Annotated in this window: 19 protein-coding genes; 14 read left to right on the forward strand and 5 right to left on the reverse strand. The window is 56.7% G+C overall.

Translation table 11 applies throughout. The features are described 5' to 3' along the window. Positions 1-30: 30 nt before the first annotated feature. Together hemJ and hemE are read right to left on the reverse strand one after the other, a co-directional pair. A complete protein-coding gene (hemJ, locus tag QE435_RS13830) occupies positions 31-576 on the reverse strand; it encodes a protoporphyrinogen oxidase HemJ (RefSeq protein ID WP_349041727.1) in 546 nt (181 codons plus the stop codon). Next, positions 573-1,607: a uroporphyrinogen decarboxylase gene (gene hemE / locus QE435_RS13835; RefSeq protein ID WP_349041728.1), complete on the reverse strand. Its 1,035-nt coding sequence runs from the start codon at positions 1,605-1,607 to the stop codon at positions 573-575. The genes hemJ and hemE overlap by 4 nt, the downstream gene beginning before the upstream one ends. Positions 1,608-2,017: 410 nt before the next feature. Between hemE and QE435_RS13840 the strand changes: the two genes are divergently transcribed. From QE435_RS13840 to dnaQ, 5 genes are read left to right on the forward strand one after another with little or no spacing between them, the layout of a single operon-like run. Beyond that, positions 2,018-2,839 (forward strand): pyruvate, water dikinase regulatory protein, encoded by an 822-nt coding sequence (locus QE435_RS13840; RefSeq protein ID WP_349041729.1) that lies wholly within the window; start codon positions 2,018-2,020, stop codon positions 2,837-2,839. A 30-nt stretch (positions 2,840-2,869) separates the two neighbouring features. Next, positions 2,870-3,469, forward strand: a complete 600-nt coding sequence (locus tag QE435_RS13845; RefSeq protein ID WP_349041730.1) for a Maf-like protein — start codon at positions 2,870-2,872, stop codon at positions 3,467-3,469. Continuing rightward, positions 3,462-4,322, forward strand: coding sequence for a shikimate dehydrogenase (locus QE435_RS13850; RefSeq protein ID WP_349041731.1), 861 nt, complete (start codon positions 3,462-3,464; stop codon positions 4,320-4,322). Before QE435_RS13845 ends, QE435_RS13850 begins: the two co-directional genes overlap by 8 nt. Further along, entirely contained in the window at positions 4,319-4,903 is a 585-nt protein-coding gene (gene coaE, locus QE435_RS13855) for a dephospho-CoA kinase (RefSeq protein ID WP_349041732.1), read from the forward strand. Before QE435_RS13850 ends, coaE begins: the two co-directional genes overlap by 4 nt. A gap of 58 nt (positions 4,904-4,961) precedes the next feature. Then, entirely contained in the window at positions 4,962-5,666 is a 705-nt protein-coding gene (dnaQ, locus tag QE435_RS13860) for a DNA polymerase III subunit epsilon (RefSeq protein WP_349041733.1), read from the forward strand. Positions 5,667-5,744: 78 nt separating this feature from the next. Here the strand turns inward: dnaQ and secB are convergent, their stop codons facing one another. After that, positions 5,745-6,227 (reverse strand): protein-export chaperone SecB, encoded by a 483-nt coding sequence (gene secB / locus QE435_RS13865; protein WP_296016126.1) that lies wholly within the window; start codon positions 6,225-6,227, stop codon positions 5,745-5,747. Between the two features lie 83 nt (positions 6,228-6,310). After that, entirely contained in the window at positions 6,311-6,820 is a 510-nt protein-coding gene (locus QE435_RS13870; RefSeq protein WP_349041734.1) for an FxsA family protein, read from the reverse strand. A 140-nt stretch (positions 6,821-6,960) separates the two neighbouring features. Between QE435_RS13870 and QE435_RS13875 the strand changes: the two genes are divergently transcribed. The 5 genes from QE435_RS13875 (at position 6,961) to gyrB (ending at position 12,299) form a co-directional block, all read left to right on the forward strand. Continuing rightward, a complete protein-coding gene (locus QE435_RS13875) occupies positions 6,961-7,653 on the forward strand; it encodes a Tim44/TimA family putative adaptor protein (RefSeq protein ID WP_309772056.1) in 693 nt (230 codons plus the stop codon). Then, on the forward strand, positions 7,650-8,765 hold the full coding sequence (locus tag QE435_RS13880) for a murein transglycosylase A (protein ID WP_349041735.1): 1,116 nt from the start codon (positions 7,650-7,652) through the stop codon (positions 8,763-8,765). Before QE435_RS13875 ends, QE435_RS13880 begins: the two co-directional genes overlap by 4 nt. After that, positions 8,765-9,340, forward strand: coding sequence for a Smr/MutS family protein (locus QE435_RS13885; protein WP_349041736.1), 576 nt, complete (start codon positions 8,765-8,767; stop codon positions 9,338-9,340). Before QE435_RS13880 ends, QE435_RS13885 begins: the two co-directional genes overlap by 1 nt. Further along, on the forward strand, positions 9,337-9,702 hold the full coding sequence (locus QE435_RS13890; RefSeq protein ID WP_306934701.1) for a helix-turn-helix domain-containing protein: 366 nt from the start codon (positions 9,337-9,339) through the stop codon (positions 9,700-9,702). The genes QE435_RS13885 and QE435_RS13890 overlap by 4 nt, the downstream gene beginning before the upstream one ends. Positions 9,703-9,863: 161 nt before the next feature. Beyond that, positions 9,864-12,299: a DNA topoisomerase (ATP-hydrolyzing) subunit B gene (gene gyrB / locus QE435_RS13895; RefSeq protein ID WP_349041737.1), complete on the forward strand. Its 2,436-nt coding sequence runs from the start codon at positions 9,864-9,866 to the stop codon at positions 12,297-12,299. 297 nt (positions 12,300-12,596) lie between these two features. Here the strand turns inward: gyrB and QE435_RS13900 are convergent, their stop codons facing one another. Then, positions 12,597-13,196: a nitroreductase family protein gene (locus QE435_RS13900; protein ID WP_349041738.1), complete on the reverse strand. Its 600-nt coding sequence runs from the start codon at positions 13,194-13,196 to the stop codon at positions 12,597-12,599. 132 nt (positions 13,197-13,328) lie between these two features. Here QE435_RS13900 and QE435_RS13905 point away from each other — a divergent pair, with 132 nt between their 5' ends. The 4 genes from QE435_RS13905 to QE435_RS13920 all read left to right on the forward strand — a co-directional run bounded on the left by QE435_RS13905 (position 13,329) and on the right by QE435_RS13920 (position 17,130). Continuing rightward, positions 13,329-14,171, forward strand: coding sequence for a fumarylacetoacetate hydrolase family protein (locus QE435_RS13905; RefSeq protein WP_349041739.1), 843 nt, complete (start codon positions 13,329-13,331; stop codon positions 14,169-14,171). 140 nt (positions 14,172-14,311) lie between these two features. Further along, a complete protein-coding gene (locus QE435_RS13910) occupies positions 14,312-15,541 on the forward strand; it encodes a polyhydroxyalkanoate depolymerase (protein ID WP_349041740.1) in 1,230 nt (409 codons plus the stop codon). A gap of 51 nt (positions 15,542-15,592) precedes the next feature. Further along, positions 15,593-16,360, forward strand: coding sequence for a M48 family metallopeptidase (locus QE435_RS13915; protein WP_349042862.1), 768 nt, complete (start codon positions 15,593-15,595; stop codon positions 16,358-16,360). Positions 16,361-16,461: 101 nt separating this feature from the next. Next, entirely contained in the window at positions 16,462-17,130 is a 669-nt protein-coding gene (locus QE435_RS13920) for a phosphoribosylanthranilate isomerase (protein WP_309772066.1), read from the forward strand.

Consider the following 17,130-nt stretch of genomic DNA (forward strand, 5'->3'; position numbering starts at 1 on the left):
CAATTCCGGGAAAATTATCGTGATCGTCAGTTATCCGAACGGTTTCACAACCACAAGTATGACTATCACGATCATGAGGGCCGTAGGCACCTCATTCATCAACCGCCAGTGACGGGCAGGGCGTCTGTTATCATCCCGACCGAAAGCTTTTGCGCTGCGGCTAAAATACACATGGGTGGCTGTTAGCGCGATGACCAGTGCGATTTTGGCATGCAGCCAGCCACCCTGAAAGCCATAAACCGACCATGCGAGATAGAGGCCAAGCATCCAGCTCACCATCATCGCCGGGTTCATAATGAGCCGTATCAAACGCTGTTCCATCACCTTGAAGGTTTCCGACTGCACCGAGCCGACAGGGGCATCCGTGTGGTAGATGAACAGCCTTGGCAAGTACAGCAGCCCCGCCATCCAGGATATCACCGCGATGATGTGCAGTGCCTTGATCCAGAGATAGGCGTCAGCCGGATCGATATGCAGGATCAGCGCAATAAACCCGATGAAAACGGCAAGCGCCGCGGCGGCACGAAGATGCGTCTTCCGCCCAGCCTTGGCAGACGTCTGCGTTTCCTCACTCATCTGGAGGCTCCTTGAGAACGGACATGCGCCACCAGTCGCGTGACGTTCTCAGGATCGGCTTGGGGCGTGATGCCGTGGCCTAGGTTGAAGATCAAAGGTCCCTGTCCAAGAGATTGCAGGATTGCGTCGATGCCATCGCCCAGAGGCTTGCCACCGGCAATCATCAGCATAGGATCGAGATTACCCTGGACCGGGCCGTCTTTCTGGAGATCACGCGCAAAGGACAACGGAACGCTCCAATCGAGACCGATCGCATCGGCACCGGTCTTCTGGCGATAGTCCTTCAGCAGAATGCCGGCACCCTTGGCAAAGGCGATGATCCTGGCATTCGGCCTGCGCGCCCGCACCGATCGGATGATCCGGGCGACCGGTTTCACCGCATACTCGTCAAACTCCTTCTCACCCAGCACACCCGCCCAGGAATCGAAAATCTGCACGGCATCCGCACCCGCATCGAGCTGCGCCACCAGATAATCCGCCGACATCTCCGCCAGGAGCGCCAAGAGCTTTTCCATCGCCTGTGGATGCTGATAGCCAAAGAGGCGGGCAGGCGCCTGATCGGGCGTGCCGTGGCCGGCAATCATGTAGGTCGCAACCGTCCAGGGGGCGCCACAGAAACCGAGCAGCGTCGTTTGCTGGGGCAGTTCGGCCCGCAGTTTTTGAACGGCGCGGAACACCGGATCGAGATGGGCAATGACACCGGACGGGTCGAGAGCATCGATTTCGGGCGCGCTGATCGGGTCCATCTGTGGACCTTTACCCTCGGAAAAACTGACATTCCGTTTCAGCGCATCCGGGATCACCAGGATATCGGAGAACAGAATTGCGGCATCCAGACCGAAACGACGGATGGGCTGAAGCGTTACCTCTGTTGCCAAATCCGGATTGTAACAGAGATCCAGGAAACTTCCCGCGATCTTCCGCGTTTCCCTATACTCCGGAAGGTATCGACCGGCTTGTCTCATAAGCCAGATCGGAGGAGGGCTTACCGTTTCCCCACCCAAGACCCTCATAACAGTCCGTTCGGTCATCGCACTCAACTTTTCTAAATAAAAAAACAAAGAGATTTAAAAGATTTTCTATTTCTTAGAGTCGGTGAGTAGCAAGGATTAAAAACTTTCAAGCTAATATGCCGCACTTGACCGATGGCGCCGCACGATGTGGATTTCCTAAAACCGCTTTTTCTGGATCGTTTTGGATAACGCTGTTTAGATCATATTTTTCATAGACTTATGAGAGTGAAAGATGACTCCGTAGCTGTGGATAAGAAGATAACAGGCCGAGATCGATTTTCCTTTCTCCCAGCAATTCACAGCGGCCTCTTAGCTTGCTACACCGGATAGCGAAGTGTGGATAAATAGGCAGTTTTCCGCCTGGCTGGACGGGTCGCGAGTGCCGTCCCGGATTTGTCCATCCTTATCAACAGGGGTCCAAAAACAGCGTGGAGAACAAAAAAAACTTCTTCCATCTACACCTGATATCGGACTCAACCGGAGAGACTCTGATGTCTGCCGGCCGAGCAGTCACGGCGCAGTTTCACGCATCCATGCCGATCGAACATGTCTATCCGATGATCCGCAATCAAAAGCAGTTGCAGACAGTGGTGGAGGAGATCGATCGCCAGCCCGGTATCGTGCTTTACACCATCGTCGATCAGCAGCTGTCCTCTTTCCTCGAGATCCAGTGCCACGCGCTTGGCGTGCCCTGCGTGAACGTGCTGGAGCCGATCATCGGCATCTTTCAGACCTATCTTGGCGCGACCTCGCGACGGCGGGTGGGGGCACAACATGCCTTGAACGCGGATTATTTCGCCCGGATTGAAGCGCTGAATTTCGCCATGGATCATGATGATGGGCAGATGCCGGAACATTACGATGAGGCGGACGTCGTCATAATCGGGATCAGCCGCACCTCGAAAACGCCGACGAGCATCTATCTGGCAAATCGCGGCATCAAAACCGCGAATATTCCAGTCGTTCCGAATGTGCCCTTGCCCGAAAGTATCTACAGGGCCACCAAGCCTCTGATTGTCGGGCTGGTCGCGACGTCCGATCGGATATCTCAAATCCGCGAGAACCGCGAACTCGGCGCCACGGGTGGTTTCGACAGGGGACAATATATCGACCGGGCGACAATCATGGAGGAGCTGAAATATGCGCGCGCGCTCTGCGCCCGTAACAACTGGCCCCTGATCGACGTGACCCGGCGTTCGATCGAAGAGACGGCTGCTGCTATCCTTGCCCTGCGTCAACGGACACGCTAATCCGATTCTCGATATTTATCGGAGACAGCCATGACGTCCGAACTGATCCTTGCATCTGCCAGCGCCTCGCGCCAGATGCTGATGCGCAACGCTGGTCTTACGTTTTCAAGCATTCCAGCGGATATCGATGAGCGCGCGATTGATGCCAGGCTTGAAGCGGATGGGGCAGCGCCCGAGACTATTGCGCTGGAGCTCGCCCGGGCCAAGGCAGTTGCCGTGAGCCTTTTGCACCCGGATGCCGTCGTCATCGGTTCGGACCAGACCATGTCGCTTGGCAGCAGGATTTATCACAAGGCGAAGGATCTGAAGGAGGCCCATGCAAATCTCCTATCCCTATCCGGCAAGACGCACCTGTTGAATTGCGGCGTCGCACTGGCAAGGAATGGGGAGGTGCAATGGGGAGCCGTCAGTATTGCAAGAATGACGGTCCGGGAACTCTCATCCGAATACGTCTCTCGTTATCTCGAACGATCCGGCTCAAAGGTTCTTTCCAGCGTCGGCGCCTATCAGTTGGAAGGAGAGGGAATCCAGCTATTCAATGATATTGAAGGCGATTACTTCACCATTCTCGGGCTACCGCTTCTTCCTCTTTTGACGCAATTGCGGGAACTTGGAGTGATCGATGGCTGATTCACGTGAAACATTAACCAAGAAAGCTTTCGTAACCGGCTATCCGATCAAGCATTCCCGCTCCCCTTTGATCCATAATTTTTGGCTGAACCATTTTCAGATCGATGGTCTTTATGAGGCGGTGGAAAAATCACCCGAAGATTTTACGTCATTCCTTGGCTCTTTGAAGCAAAAGGATGCACCCTATGTCGGCGGAAACGTCACTATTCCCCACAAGGAATCCGCCTACCGATTGGCGGACAAGCCCGATGAACTGGCTGAAGAGCTTGGTGCGGCCAATACGATCTGGATTGAAGACGGCGTGCTCCATGCGACCAATACGGACGGTTTTGGCTTTGTCGCCAATCTCGATGATAAGCAGCCTGGTTGGGAGAAGACCGATAAAGCGCTGGTGCTTGGGGCAGGGGGCGCCAGCCGTGCCGTCATCCAGGCCCTTCGCAATCGTGGCATCTCGGAAATCCACGTCGTCAATCGTACCGTGGAACGGGCGCAGGAACTTGCCGACCGGTTCGGTTCAAATGTCTACGCGCATTCATTGGACGCCCTTGGCGAGGTCTTGAAAGGCTGCGGGCTTTTCGTCAACACCACCTCGCTTGGCATGGATGGTGCAGAGGCGCCCTTCATCGACTTTTCACCTCTGTCGAAGAACGCAGTGGTGACGGATATCGTCTATGTGCCATTGCAAACGCCGATCATGGCGATGGCGGAACAGCAGGGTTTTGTGACAGTCGATGGTCTTGGAATGCTGCTTCATCAGGCCCGACCTGGTTTTGAAAAGTGGTTTGGGCAAAAACCGGATGTCACCCCGGCACTTCGCGCGATGATCGTTGCAGATATGGATCGGCACGCATGATCGTCATCGGCCTGACCGGCTCCATTGGTATGGGAAAGACCACAACCGCCAGACTTTTTGCCGAAGAAGGTGTGCCGGTTTGTGACTCCGATGCACTGGTACATGAGCTTTACGAGACGGACGCCGTCGCGCCGATTGCTGTCGTCTTCCCGAAGACTGTGAGGGAAGGGAAGGTAGACCGGGCGATCTTAAGCCAGATGCTGCGTGAGAATCCGGCTCAGTTTTCCGTTCTGGAAAACATAGTTCACCCGCTCGTCCGCGCCAGACAGGATGCTTTCATCTTGGAGCAAAGAGCCAAGGGTATGGCAGTCGCACTTCTCGACATCCCGCTGCTATTCGAGACGAAGGCCGAGACGCGCGTGGATGTTGTCGTGGTTGTCAGCTGTGCGCCCGATATTCAGAGGGAGCGTGTCTTATCGCGCCCAGGCATGACGGAAGCGAAGTTTGCTATGATCCTGGCCCGGCAAATGCCGGATGCGGACAAGCGCAGGAAAGCCGATTTCGTCATCGATACGGGACGTGGTATTGAGGACGCAAAAGCCCAGGTCCGCTCCGTGCTTCAGGCCCTTTCGCAGCGGTAGTTCTATAACCGCAGAGAGCTTGAGGATGAGTGCCAGCATGTACAAGGATACGAATTCGATGCGCGAAATTATTTTCGATACGGAAACCACAGGCTTGGAGTCCAAGTTCGACCGCATCATTGAAATTGGCGGGATTGAGCTCGTCAATCATTTTCCAACTGGCAGATCGATCCACATCTACATCAATCCGGAAGATCGTAAGGTGCATCCGGATGCGCTCGCGGTGCATGGGATCACCGATGAGTTTCTCCAGGACAAGCCGAAATTTGCCGATGTTGTCGGCCAGATTCGCGAATTTTTCGATGGTGCCCGTTGGGTGGCGCACAATGCCACCTTCGATATGGGTTTCATCAACGCGGAATTTGCCCGCTTGGGTATTGAGCCCGTGTCGCTGGAATGGGTGACGGATACGCTGGCGCTGGCGCGACGGAAGCATCCTATGGGTCCGAATTCCCTCGATGCGCTTTGCCGTCGATATGGCGTCGACAATTCACGTCGTGACAAGCACGGCGCATTGCTCGACTCCGAACTTTTGGCGGAAGTTTACATCGAGATGATCGGTGGCCGTCAGACGGCGCTTGGTTTTGGTTCGGCGGCGAAAACGCAAGTCGCTATGCATGAGGACGAACAGCCTGTGGCACCGCTACAGCGTGAGCGGCCACTCCCACCGCGACTTGATATGCAGGCACTGGCGGCCCATGAGAAGCTTGTTCAGTCCATGGGCGACAAGGCGATCTGGAACAAGTACCGCCAGTCATCCTGAGGTTTCCGACCTGCCATCCGGCCAACAAAAAACCCGGGCGTTTGAACCCGGGTTCTGAAGGGGTGTGTTTCGATCCGATCAGTTCGGAACGGCTTGGACCTGAGAGCGGGCCTGTTCTTCAGCGACGCGCTGAGCAAACATCTGCGCGAAATCGATAGGGTCGATCATCAGTGGCGGGAAGCCGCCATTGCGTGTCACGTCTGCAATGATCTGACGGGCGAAGGGGAAGAGCAGGCGCGGGCACTCGATAAAGAGAACCGGCAGCATGTGCTCCTGCGGGAAGCCGGTGATGCGGAAGACACCGCCATAGGTCAGTTCGGCCACGAACAGAACCTTGTCGCCATCCTTGGCTTCGGCGTTCAGCGTCAAGACAACATCGAAATCCGAACCGGAAATCGGGTTTGCATTGACGTTGACATTAATGTTGATCGAAGGCGCGCCATCACGAGCCTGAAGCGAACGCGGTGCACCCGGATTTTCGAATGAAAGATCCTTCGTGTACTGGGTCAGAATATTGAGAGACGGCGCCGCGCCGTTCTGTGCACCATTTTCAGTGGTCATGATATGCCTCGCAAAGTGAATGCCGTGAAAGCCGTCTATCATCTGGGCCGGGGGCTTACAACCCTTCCGCCCCCGCCGGAGAGTTAGTGTCTCGGCAGATCGCGGTCGTTGCGATCCGGTGACCAGGGTGAATTGTTCGGACCTTCTCTATGAAAATCCTCATCATCCAGATCGACCACTTTCGATGATGCCGGACCTCGTGAATTGCTGCGAAAGCCTCCGCGGGCAAAATCCGTGACAATGATGTTCGGCCGAAACGCCTTCCAGAAAAACCTCCGCACTGCCGGGACAAGCAGAAGAAGCCCTATGACATCGGTGATGAAGCCGGGAACGAAGAGCAGAATACCCGCGATCACGCGCATACCGCCGCTGACAAGCGCCTCTGCCGGCTGGTCGCCGGTGCGGCCTGCATTTTGCAGATTACGCACCATGCCAAGCCCGCCATTGCGCAGGATGATCAGGCCCAGCATCGAGGTGAGCACGATCAACGCGAGGGTTGGCCACAGACCGATTGCCTTTCCGACGACGATGAAGCCGGCGATTTCCAGAATGGGCATCAGCAGGACGATGACCGGCAGCAGTGAGAAACGCATATTTCTAGCCTTGCGTGTTGTAATGTGAGCAGAAAACCGATCTGCATGAACCGCCGATTGAATCTGCATATTTGAAGATTGCACGGATGCAGACTATATGATGGTTCAACATTGGATTTAAATGGTGGTTTCGGTAAAAGATGGGCTCAAGCGACTTCATAACATTGTTTTTCCTTGTGGCGGCGGTGCTGATCTTTTTCCAGCTGCGCAGTGTGCTTGGCCGCCGCACCGGCAACGAGAAGCCGCCATTTGATCCTTTCAGCGCTCGTGAAGCTGCAAAAGCGCCGGTCGACGATAACAAGGTCGTTACCTTGCCGAAGCGTGGCGAGACCGAGGAAAATCGTTTTGCCGCTGTGGACGCGGTGGCGGCTCCCGGTTCTGCTCTGAACGACTCCTTGCGCCAGCTGGTCGAGAGCGATCCGTCCTTCCAGCCCAAGGAATTTCTCAACGGTGCCCGCATGGCCTATGAGATGATCGTCATGGCGTTTGCCGATGGCGACCGCAACAGCTTGAAGAATCTCCTGTCCAAGGAAGTTTATGAGGGTTTCGATGCGGCAATCTCCGACCGCGAAAAGCGCGGCGAAGTGGTGAAGTCCACCTTCGTCGGCATCGAGAAGATCGATATCACCCAGGCTGCGGTGCGTGGTTCAGAAGAGCAGATCACATTGCGCATCATCAGCCAGTTGATATCCGCCACCTACGACAAGGACGGCAAGCTGGTGGATGGAGACCCTGAAAACGTATCCGAGGTAGACGATATCTGGACCTTCTCCCGTGATATCCGTTCGCGTGATCCGAACTGGAAGCTAATCGCAACCGAATCCGAAGCATGAGCACGGACGCTGATTTTCACCTGACACGGGTGTCATTTGATGAGCTGGAGGGCTGGGGGCAGGATGATCCCTCAGCCCTTTTTGCCGCCATGGGCGATATTCTGAACTATCTTACCAAGGGCAAACCCTATCGCACTGCAAGCTTAGGCCTCACAGCCGAGGACCTAACCGCGCTGCTGGAAAAGGCAAAGGCTGCAAATATTGTCGGTCCCGATCAGGCACGCGCCTTCTTCGAGGAACACTGCGTTCCCTTCCGGATCACTTTGCCGAATGACAAGCGCGGCTTCGTTACCGCTTTCTATGAGCCGGAACTTGAGGTCTCGGCCATACGAGACAACGTTTGGAAATATCCGATCTACAATCGGCCCGCCGATCTGATCGATCTCGATGATGGAAACCGCCCCTCCCATATCGATCCCTACTACGCTTTTGCCTTGGAGAAGGACGGTCAAATTTCCGAATATCCGGATCGTCGGCAGATCGATCAGGGCTATCTTGAGGGCAGGGGTCTCGAAATCGCCTTTGCGAAATCCAAGGTCGATCTCTTCTTCGTCCATGTTCAGGGCGCTGCAAGGCTCAGATTGACGGATGGGTCACTGAAACGCATTACCTATTCTGCAAAGGCTGGGCACCGCTTTTCGCCGATCGGTCGCCTCCTGCTGGATCGTGGAGAATTGGATTCAGCGACCATCTCGATGCAGACCATTCGTCGGTGGCTTGCCGATCATCCCGACCAGGTGGATGAAGTGCTCTGGCACAATCGATCCTACATCTTCTTCCGTGAGGCAGCAGTAGACGGGCTCGATCTCGGACCAATTGCCGCGGCCAAGGTGCCGCTGGTTGCGGAGCGATCTCTCGCCGTCGACCGCTTGATCCACACCTTTGGTTTCCCCTTTTTCATCCAGTCGCAGAGCCTGACCCATCTCGATGGTGGGAAGCCTTTTGCCCGCTTGATGCTGGCGCTCGATACCGGATCTGCCATCGTCGGACCGGCGCGGGGCGATATCTTCACCGGCTCGGGGGACGGAGCAGGGGAGCTTGCAGGCACCGTGCGCAATCAAGCGGATTTCACTATACTCATCCCGAAAGAGGCTGCGAAAAGGTATTCCTGATGAAGGGTGGGCGCAAACTCGGCAAGGAGGAGCGTGTTCTCTGGGGGAAGGTCGCCCGGACGGCACGACCCATGTCCGGGCGCATGGAAGAGTTGCTGACCTTCGAGGATGTCGAGGCGGAGCCTGCGACCGCGCCGCCCGTCGCGCCCGCCAAGTCCAATCCACCGTTTCCGCGCATGATCATAGAGCCGGTTCCCGAGCCTTCCACGCCGAATGTGAAGAAGGACCGGGTCCATCATCCGTTGGAAAAGCCGGTCAAGCGTAAGCTGACCCGCGGTCGCCTGGCGCTTGAGGCGCGCATCGATCTTCACGGCATGTTCCAGAGCGAGGCGCATGCGGTGTTGCTCGATTTCCTCGTGCGTGCGCATGAGCGGGGCTTGCGCCATGTATTGGTGATCACCGGCAAGGGCCGGTCCATGGGCAGCGACGGCGCGTTGAAGCGCGCGGTGCCCATGTGGTTTTCCAAACCCGAATACCGCCACCTGATTTCGTCTTACGAGGACGCCTCCATGAACCATGGAGGGGACGGCGCACTTTACGTGCGGCTGGCCCGCAGGCGCGGAGACAAGACGTGACACCTTTTGCCGAAGCGGTCCGGCGGTTGCGAGAGCAAAAGGGCGTGACGCAAAAAGAGATGGCACTCGCAATCGGCGTTTCGCCTGCCTATCTCTCTGCTCTGGAACACGGGAAACGTGGTACCCCAAGCTTTGATCTGTTGCAGCGCATTGCTGGATACTTCAACATCATCTGGGATGACGCTGAGGAATTGTTCCGCTTGGCGGGTACATCGCATCCCCGTGTCACCATCGATACGGCGGGTCTTGCGCCGGAATATACCGCTTTTGCCAACGCTCTTGCGCGTGATATTCGCAAGCTGCCTCCGACTGTGATAGACGAGTTATCAGCCGTGCTGCAAAAAGGCCGTTCTTGTGACTGAAAGTCGCGCTATCCCCTGTTTTATCGAGGGTTTGAGGGGCGCAGACTTTGGATATCGGGGCGGAATTCCTATAGTCGGCCAACTGGATTGAAAGTGATTCGCTGCGATTGCGCGCCCGAAAAAGCGGTGCGCTCTGGCAGCGCCCATTGGAAAGAATGCTTATGACTGAAACACCGTCGAGCGAAAACAGCGTGAATACGGAATATGGAGCCGATTCGATCAAGGTTCTCAAGGGCCTCGATGCTGTGCGCAAACGTCCCGGCATGTATATCGGGGATACTGACGATGGGTCCGGCCTTCACCACATGGTCTATGAGGTGGTGGACAACGCCATCGACGAGGCGCTGGCCGGTCATGCCGATCTCGTCACCGTGACGTTGAATGCCGATGGCTCCGTCACCGTCACGGATAACGGCCGCGGCATCCCGACAGACATACACACCGGCGAAGGCGTGTCCGCTGCTGAAGTCATCATGACGCAGCTCCACGCCGGCGGCAAGTTCGACCAGAATTCCTATAAGGTATCTGGTGGTCTCCATGGCGTGGGCGTTTCGGTCGTCAACGCCCTGTCCGTCTGGCTGAAGCTTCGTATCCGCCGCAATGGCAAGGTCCATGAAATCTCCTTCACCCACGGCGTCGCGGACAAGCCGCTGGAAGTCATCGGCGAATATGAAGGCCGCTCCGGCACGGAAGTCACCTTCCTGGCGAGCACCGAGACCTTCACCATGACGGAATATAATTACGCCACTCTCGAACATCGCCTGCGCGAACTCGCCTTCCTCAATTCCGGCGTTCGCATTCTTCTGACCGACAAGCGCCACTCCGATATCAAGCAGGAGGAGATGGTTTACGATGGCGGTCTCGAAGCCTTCGTGCGCTATCTCGACCGCGCGAAGAAGCCGCTGGTGGATAAGCCCGTTTCCATTCGCGGCGAAAAGGACGGCATCACGGTGGAAGTGGCGATGTGGTGGAACGACAGCTACCACGAGAATGTGCTCTGCTTTACCAACAACATTCCCCAGCGCGACGGCGGCACGCATATGGCAGGCTTCCGCGGTGCGCTGACGCGTCAGGTCACCTCCTATGCGGATAGCTCCGGCATCACCAAGAAGGAAAAAGTCTCGCTTCAGGGCGAAGACTGCCGTGAAGGTCTAACTGCCGTTCTGTCGGTGAAGGTTCCTGACCCTAAATTCTCGTCGCAGACCAAGGACAAGCTCGTTTCCTCCGAAGTGCGGCCGGTTGTCGAAAATCTCGTCAACGAAGCGCTCAGCACCTGGTTCGAAGAACATCCGACGGAAGCAAAAATCCTTGTCGGGAAAGTTGTCGAAGCTGCCATCGCACGTGAAGCGGCGCGCAAGGCACGCGAGCTGACCCGTCGTAAGGGCGCTCTCGATATCGCCTCACTGCCGGGCAAGCTTGCGGATTGTTCCGAGCGCGATCCGGCGAAGTCCGAACTCTTCCTCGTCGAGGGTGATTCCGCTGGCGGTTCGGCCAAACAGGGACGCTCACGTGAAACCCAGGCGATCCTGCCACTGCGCGGCAAGATCCTCAATGTCGAACGTGCCCGCTTCGACAAGATGCTGTCCAGCCAGGAAATCGGCACGCTGATTACGGCGCTTGGCACGTCGATTGGCAAGGACGAGTTCAATGCCGATAAGCTGCGCTACCACAAGATCATTATCATGACTGATGCTGATGTGGACGGCGCCCATATTCGCACGCTGCTTCTGACCTTCTTCTTCCGCCAGATGCCGGAATTGATCGAGCGCGGCCATCTCTATATCGCCCAGCCACCTCTCTATAAGGTGACGCGCGGCAAGTCCGTTCAGTATCTGAAGGATGAAAAGGCGCTTGAAGATTACCTGATCTCCATGGGGATAGAGGAAGCATCGCTGACGCTTGGCTCGGGCGAAGTTCGAGTTGGAGAAGATTTGCGCGAAGTGATTGCGGATGCCGTTCGCATGCGTTCGCTGATCGATGGCCTGCACTCCCGCTACAACCGTTCCGTCGTGGAGCAGGCGGCGATCGCCGGTGCGCTCAATCCTGAAATCTCGGCTGACGCCAGCCAGGCAGACGCGACGGTGGCTGAAGTCTCTCGCCGTTTGGACATGATCGCTGAAGAGACCGAGCGTGGCTGGTCTGGTGAGGTTTTGGCCGATGGCGGCTTGCGCTTCCAGCGCATGGTGCGCGGCGTCAAGGAACTTTCCACCATCGACATGGGCCTGCTCGGTTCCGCCGATGCCCGCCATATCGATCAGCTGGCGGCGCGCAGCCGCGAGGTCTATGCAACCGTCCCGGTCTTGCAACGCAAGGATGGAAGCCTGCAGATCTCCGGTCCCCGCGCGCTTCTGGAAGCGATCTTTGCCGCAGGGCGCAAGGGTCTCTCCATGCAGCGCTATAAGGGTCTCGGTGAAATGAACGCCGAGCAGCTGTGGGAAACGACACTTGACGCCAATGTGCGTTCGCTCCTCCAGGTCAAGGTCAATGACGCGACCGACGCCGACGGGCTGTTTGCCCGCTTGATGGGCGACGAAGTCGAACCACGTCGCGACTTTATTCAGGAAAACGCGCTCAGCGTCGCGAACCTCGATATCTGATTTGGCTGTGGATCGTGTTGCATCACGATTCACGTGAAACAGTTTGTTAAGAAACCCGGCAGCGATGCCGGGTTTTTTGCTGATGAGAAGGGGTGGCTGCGCCTCCATCAAGCTGGAGCTGACATGATATTTGCTACATTGCATTCAGAGCGGCGCTGGTACTCCTCGGATCAAGTCAGAGGATGGCGTGAGAGTGAAGGAGCCCGACTACAATCGCATGGCGAGTCAGATTCCGAGCGTCTTCTCGGGCATCGCCTGATTCTTTAGAATCCGGCTAATATTCGGATCTCCCGAACGTCAGTCCGCCTTTCCGGTGAACTTACCTTCGAACGCGATCGCCGACAGCGGAAGCCTTTTGCTCGGTACCTCCCGTTCTGCAAGATCATCAGGAAGCGTGCTCTTATGCGCGATCTTGCCAATCGCGACCACGGCTTCCACGGCGTAGCCTTCCGGCACGTCCAACTGCTCGGCGATCTTATCCTTGAAAATGCCGGCCATCCCATGGGCATGATAACCGAGCTTATGCGCCTGCATGGCAAGAGCAAACCAGGCAGCACCGGCGTCGAAGGAGTGGGTGGTCGCAGGCTTCTTCTCGCCATCGCGGAGATTGTAGGTGCGCGACAGGATGACGATCAGGGCCGCAGCGTTCTTGGCCCAGCGCTGGTTTCCTTCCATCAGAAAGCTCACGAACCCGTCCCATTCTGGCGAGCCCTTAAGCGCATAGACGAAGCGCCAAGGTTGCAGGTTGGAAGCAGAGGGCGTCCATCGCGCTGCATCGAGGATCGTCAGCACATCGTCCTTTGGTATCGGCTCGCCGTCATAGGCGCGCGGCGACCAGCGATCGAGAAAAAGAGGGTGAATAGGATAATCTGTCTCACGAGAATTGCTGGTCGTCATGATCTGTCCTTATCAACAGAGGAGGAAAGGAAGGGCGATCGTATTTTTTAGGCCTCTTCATGGTCAAGGGGTGACAAGGATAAATAGTTCGTTCATATATGCATCATCTTGTCTGACAACTGGGAGAGATCCATGAAACTGATGCGTGTCGGCCAGCCCGGCCACGAAAAGCCCGCCATTCTCGATGCGGAAGGAAAAGTCCGCGATCTCTCTGCCCACGTGAAGGACATTGGCGGCGAAGCGATTTCGCCGGAAGGCTTGAAGAAGATTGCGGCACTCGATCTGTCCACGCTTCCGGTTCTCACCGAAGATCGCATTGGCGCTTGCGTTGCCGGAACCGGCAAGTTCATTTGCATCGGTCTCAACTTCTCGGACCATGCTGCGGAAACCGGTGCCGCCGTTCCACCCGAGCCAGTCATCTTCATGAAGGCCACCTCGGCCATTGTCGGCCCGAACGACAATGTCGTCATTCCACGTGGCTCTGAAAAGACCGACTGGGAAGTCGAACTCGGCGTCGTCATCGGCAAGACAGCGAAATATGTGTCGGAAGCCGACGCGCTCGATTACGTCGCTGGCTACTGCGTCTCGCACGATGTCTCCGAACGTGCCTTCCAGACGGAGCGCCAGGGCCAGTGGACCAAGGGCAAGTCCTGCGACACCTTCGGCCCGATCGGCCCATGGCTCGTTACCAAGGACGAGATTGCCGATCCGCAGAACCTCGGCATGTGGCTGAAGGTCAATGGTGAGACCATGCAGGACGGCTCCAGCAAGACCATGGTCTATGGTGTTGCCAATGTCGTGTCCTATCTCAGCCAGTTCATGTCGCTGCATCCAGGCGACGTCATCTCCACCGGCACACCTCCTGGTGTCGGTCTCGGCATGAAGCCACAGCGCTTCCTCAAAGCCGGCGATGTCGTTGAACTCGGTATTGAAGGTCTTGGCTCTCAGAAGCAGACGTTCGTCGCCGATATCTAAAGAATGAACCGGTCCAGCCTCCTCCTCGCGCTCCGTATCCGGCGGAGGAGGGGCAGGGCTGAACCAAGCAGTTTTGTGCAACTGCGAAAAGATGCTAGACTGTCACAAAAGACGACGATGACGACGGGAGGCGTTTATTCGTGTTCTACCATCTTTACGAAATGAACCATGCGGCCATGGCACCCTTGCGGGCCGGTGCCGACCTGATGCGCCAAGCCTGCAACAATCCTCTTAATCCCCTGTCCAATACCGCCTTTGGCCGCAGCCTTGACGCTGGCTTCGAAGTCTTTGAGCGGTTGACGCGTCGCTACGGCAAGCCCGAATTCGGGATTTCCAAGACCGTGATCGATGGCAAAATCACCGCGGTCTCTGAAGAGGTGGTTTGGTCGAAAGCCTTCTGCCGACTGATCCACTTCAATCGTGCGCCTCCCGAAAATCGGCCAGCCGATCCTAAAATCCTGTTGGTGGCACCGATGTCCGGTCACTACGCCACGCTTTTGCGCGGCACGGTGGAAGCGCTGCTTCCCCATGCGGATATCTACATCACCGACTGGATCGATGCGCGCACGGTTCCACTGACGGAAGGCCGCTTCGATCTGGATGATTACATCTCCTACGTGATCGAGATGCTGCATCATTTGGGTGGTGGCGCCCATGTGGTTGCCGTCTGCCAGCCCTCGGTGCCGGTTCTTGCTGCCGTGGCGTTGATGGAGGCGGATCAAGATCCTCTCGCACCGGCGTCGATGACGCTGATGGGTGGACCGATCGATACGCGCATCAATCCCACAGGCGTCAACGAGCTGGCAAAAGCAAAGCCGATCGACTGGTTTCGCGACAGTGTCGTCATGGCTGTTCCGTGGCCGCAACCGGGTTTCGGGCGTTCCGTCTATCCGGGTTTCCTCCAGCTCTCCGGCTTCATGTCGATGAACCTCGACCGGCACATGACGGCGCATAAGGATTTCTATCTGAATCTCGTCAAGAACGACGGCGATTCGGCTGAAAAGCATCGGGAGTTCTACGACGAATATCTCGCCGTCATGGATCTGACTGCCGAGTTCTACCTCCAGACCGTCGAGACCGTCTTTATCGAGCATGCTCTTTCAAAAGGCACGATGATGCACAGGGGCAGGGTGGTTGATCCGGCTGCGATACGCAACGTCGCGCTCTTCACCGTCGAGGGCGAGAATGACGATATCTCCGGTGTCGGCCAGACGAAGGCGGCGCATGATCTTTGCCTGAATCTGCCAGCAGAGAAACGGCGCCATTATATGCAGCCGGATGTCGGCCATTATGGCGTCTTCAACGGTTCGCGCTTCCGCAACGAGATTGTTCCGCAGATGGTGGCCTTTTTCAACGACCATCAACCCTAGAGGTGAACCGGGCGGATGGCTTTTAGAGGCGGAAGGCGCTATGACGGCGTCATGTTTTCGCTGCTTCGAAAGTCCTCAAAATCGACGTCTTCCCGCAAACCGGTGTTCACCCAACGCACGGTGGACGTTGGCGGGCGGAATGTGCCGATCACCATCAAGGAGAATCAGCGGGCAACACGCATCACGCTTCGCATCGAGCCGGGCGGCAAAGCACTGACGCTGACCATCCCCTACGGTCTGCATCACGCGCAGGTCGACATGTTTCTCGATCGTCATCAGGGCTGGCTGGAAGCCAAGTTTTCCAAGTTTTCCGCGCCAACGGGGATGAGCGATGGTGCGACCATTTCCATCCGCGGCACGCCGCACGCCATCCGGCACACGGGATCGATGCGCGGTATCACCCATATCGCCCAGGATGAAAACGGTCAGCCTCTGCTCAAGGTCAGCGGTTTGCCCGAACATACCGGACGCCGCGTGGCGACCTTCCTCAAGAAGGAAGCACGCGCCGATCTTGAGCGGCTTGTCGCAATCCACGCCAAGGCTGTTGGAAGGCCGGTGCGCTCCATTTCGATGAAGGATACCCGCAGCCGCTGGGGTTCCTGTTCGCATGAGGGCAACCTGAGCTTCTCTTGGCGCATCGTCATGGCGCCGGAAAGCGTTATCGATTATCTTGCCGCTCACGAAGTCGCCCATCTGAAAGAGATGAACCACGGACCGAAATTCTGGGCACTGTGCAAGAAGCTCTGCCCGGAGATGGAGAAGGCAAAAGCCTGGCTAAAGCAGAACGGGTCTCAACTTCACGCCATAGACTTCGATTGAGCTCAATCAAAGGTTTGGATTCACGTGAAACATGTCTGGGCTGATCGTCTTCCCCCGCATTTTGGCTCGACTCGCACGCCTTTTCATGTCACGTCCCAGTCATGAAAAGTGCCAGAACACCGGACATCAAGATTTGCGGGCTGAAAACGCCGGAAGCCGTCGAACGCGCGGTCCGGCGTGGGGCGACGCATATCGGTTTCATCTTCTTCGAAAAGAGCCCGCGCAACATCGAGCCGGATATTGCCGGTAAATTGGCGGATGCCGTCCGTGGCAGCGTCAAGATCGTTGCCGTCACCGTCAATGCTGACAACGACGAGCTGGATGAGATCATCGATCTTCTGAAACCTGATATCCTTCAATTGCATGGCAGCGAGAGCCCGGAGCGCGTATTGAGCATCAAGGCGCTCTACGGCCTGCCGGTAATGAAGGCTTTTTCTATCCGTGACGCCGATGATCTCGCCAAGATCGATCCCTATATCGGGATCGCGGACAGTTTTCTTTTCGATGCCAAGGCGCCGGCGGGATCTGAACTGCCGGGAGGCAATGGCGTCTCCTTTGATTGGAGCGTTCTGCATTCTCTTGACGAAGGCGTGAATTACATGCTTTCCGGGGGACTGAACGCCGATAACGTCGCTGAGGCTCTGGCGAAAACCGGGGCAGGTGGACTGGATGTGTCCTCAGGCGTGGAAAGCGCGCCGGGTGTAAAGGATTTGGCCAGGATCGACGCATTTTTCGATGCGGTTCGATCGGCTAGGCTGCAGGGAGTTTGA

Source organism: Agrobacterium sp. SORGH_AS 787, from assembly GCF_030819035.1.
Taxonomy (GTDB): Bacteria; Pseudomonadota; Alphaproteobacteria; order Rhizobiales; family Rhizobiaceae; genus Agrobacterium; species Agrobacterium larrymoorei_B.

Coding starts and splice junctions, on each gene's coding strand:
- QE435_RS13905 (WP_349041739.1), top strand. CDS start 13,329: ATGAAACTGATGCGTGTCGGCCAGCCCGGCCACGAAAAGCCCGCCATT.
- coaE (WP_349041732.1), top strand. CDS start 4,319: ATGATCGTCATCGGCCTGACCGGCTCCATTGGTATGGGAAAGACCACA.
- dnaQ (WP_349041733.1), top strand. CDS start 4,962: ATGCGCGAAATTATTTTCGATACGGAAACCACAGGCTTGGAGTCCAAG.
- hemE (WP_349041728.1), bottom strand. CDS start 1,607: ATGACCGAACGGACTGTTATGAGGGTCTTGGGTGGGGAAACGGTAAGC.
- QE435_RS13900 (WP_349041738.1), bottom strand. CDS start 13,196: ATGACGACCAGCAATTCTCGTGAGACAGATTATCCTATTCACCCTCTT.
- QE435_RS13880 (WP_349041735.1), top strand. CDS start 7,650: ATGAGCACGGACGCTGATTTTCACCTGACACGGGTGTCATTTGATGAG.
- QE435_RS13885 (WP_349041736.1), top strand. CDS start 8,765: ATGAAGGGTGGGCGCAAACTCGGCAAGGAGGAGCGTGTTCTCTGGGGG.
- QE435_RS13850 (WP_349041731.1), top strand. CDS start 3,462: ATGGCTGATTCACGTGAAACATTAACCAAGAAAGCTTTCGTAACCGGC.
- gyrB (WP_349041737.1), top strand. CDS start 9,864: ATGACTGAAACACCGTCGAGCGAAAACAGCGTGAATACGGAATATGGA.
- QE435_RS13915 (WP_349042862.1), top strand. CDS start 15,593: ATGTTTTCGCTGCTTCGAAAGTCCTCAAAATCGACGTCTTCCCGCAAA.
- QE435_RS13845 (WP_349041730.1), top strand. CDS start 2,870: ATGACGTCCGAACTGATCCTTGCATCTGCCAGCGCCTCGCGCCAGATG.
- secB (WP_296016126.1), bottom strand. CDS start 6,227: ATGACCACTGAAAATGGTGCACAGAACGGCGCGGCGCCGTCTCTCAAT.
- QE435_RS13875 (WP_309772056.1), top strand. CDS start 6,961: ATGGGCTCAAGCGACTTCATAACATTGTTTTTCCTTGTGGCGGCGGTG.
- hemJ (WP_349041727.1), bottom strand. CDS start 576: ATGAGTGAGGAAACGCAGACGTCTGCCAAGGCTGGGCGGAAGACGCAT.
- QE435_RS13870 (WP_349041734.1), bottom strand. CDS start 6,820: ATGCGTTTCTCACTGCTGCCGGTCATCGTCCTGCTGATGCCCATTCTG.
- QE435_RS13920 (WP_309772066.1), top strand. CDS start 16,462: ATGAAAAGTGCCAGAACACCGGACATCAAGATTTGCGGGCTGAAAACG.